This window comes from Microbispora sp. CSR-4 (genome assembly GCF_008033685.1).
In the GTDB taxonomy this organism is placed as follows: Bacteria; Actinomycetota; Actinomycetes; order Streptosporangiales; family Streptosporangiaceae; genus Microbispora.
Genome location: NZ_VJVX01000188.1, coordinates 1 through 997, shown reverse-complemented (window position 1 = coordinate 997; position 997 = coordinate 1). Strand labels below are relative to the sequence as shown.

Annotated in this window: 2 protein-coding genes; both read left to right on the top strand. The window is 65.4% G+C overall.

Annotation, left to right across the window (positions count from 1 at the left end):
- Positions 1 to 469, top strand: a 469-nt coding sequence (locus FLV34_RS39375; protein ID WP_187280883.1) for a transposase, incomplete at its 5' end; no start/stop codon positions are given.
- Positions 466 to 963 (top strand): HAD domain-containing protein, encoded by a 498-nt coding sequence (locus tag FLV34_RS39370; protein ID WP_147945596.1) that lies wholly within the window; start codon positions 466 to 468, stop codon positions 961 to 963. The genes FLV34_RS39375 and FLV34_RS39370, both read left to right, overlap by 4 nt.
- Positions 964 to 997 lie beyond the last annotated feature (34 nt).

Sequence of the window (997 nt, the reverse complement as noted above, 5' to 3'; positions counted from 1 at the left end):
ACGGCTTCACAAAACTGCGAATGTGTTGGACTGCCTGCCGAAGTCGGCTCAGCCGGCGGCCAAGGCCGCGATCGCAGACATCTACAACGCCGAGGACAAAGACCAGGCCAACAAGGCCATCAGGACATTCGAGCGGCAGTACGGGGCGAAGTTCCCCAAGGCCGTCAAGAAGATCGTCGACGACGCGGACGTGCTGCTGGCGTTCTTCGACTACCCGGCCGAACACTGGATCCACCTGCGCACCACGAACCCGATCGAGTCGACATTCTCCACTGTCCGACTACGCACCAAGGTCACCCGCGGTGCCGGTTCCCGCGCGGCGGCCCTGGCGATGACATTCAAGCTCATCGAGTCCGCCCAGCAACGCTGGCGCTCGGTCAACGCACCCCACCTGGTCGCTCTGGTGCGTGCCGGAGCCCGCTTCGAACGCGGCGTACTCATCGAGCGTGACGAGGTCACCGCAGCATGACCGGCAATGCCGAACGCCCGTTGCTCTTCCTCGATGTCGACGGGCCGCTTCTCCCGTTCGGCGAGGACCCGCAACACGCACCGAGGGTTACCGCACCGGACTCGCGCTTGGCGCGACTCACCGCCGAGGTGGGGCGCCGGCTGGCAGCGCTATCCTGCGAACTCGTCTGGGCGACAACCTGGGAAGACGAGGCGAACGCCGAGATAGCACCCCGGATCGGGCTACCGCGGCTGCCCGTCGTGAGCTGGCCGGACCCATCCGACAGGCATGAACGCGAGGACCAATGGTTCGGGCTCTGCTGGAAGACTCGGACCCTGGTGAACTGGGCGGGTGGGCGCCCGTTCGCCTGGGTCGACGACGAGATCACCGACGCCGACAGGGAGTGGGTCTCCGCGCACCATAGCGGCCAGGCTCTCCTCCACCACGTGGAGTCATACCGGGGACTCGCCGACGACGACTTCGCAGCCCTCGACCAATGGCTTCGAGCTCTGTGAATCACGCGCAATCCACAGGATTTGACAATTGCTC

Bases quoted from the DNA above. Each gene is read 5' to 3' on its own strand.
- FLV34_RS39370 (WP_147945596.1), top strand. From the start codon at position 466: ATGACCGGCAATGCCGAACGCCCGTTGCTCTTCCTCGATGTCGACGGG.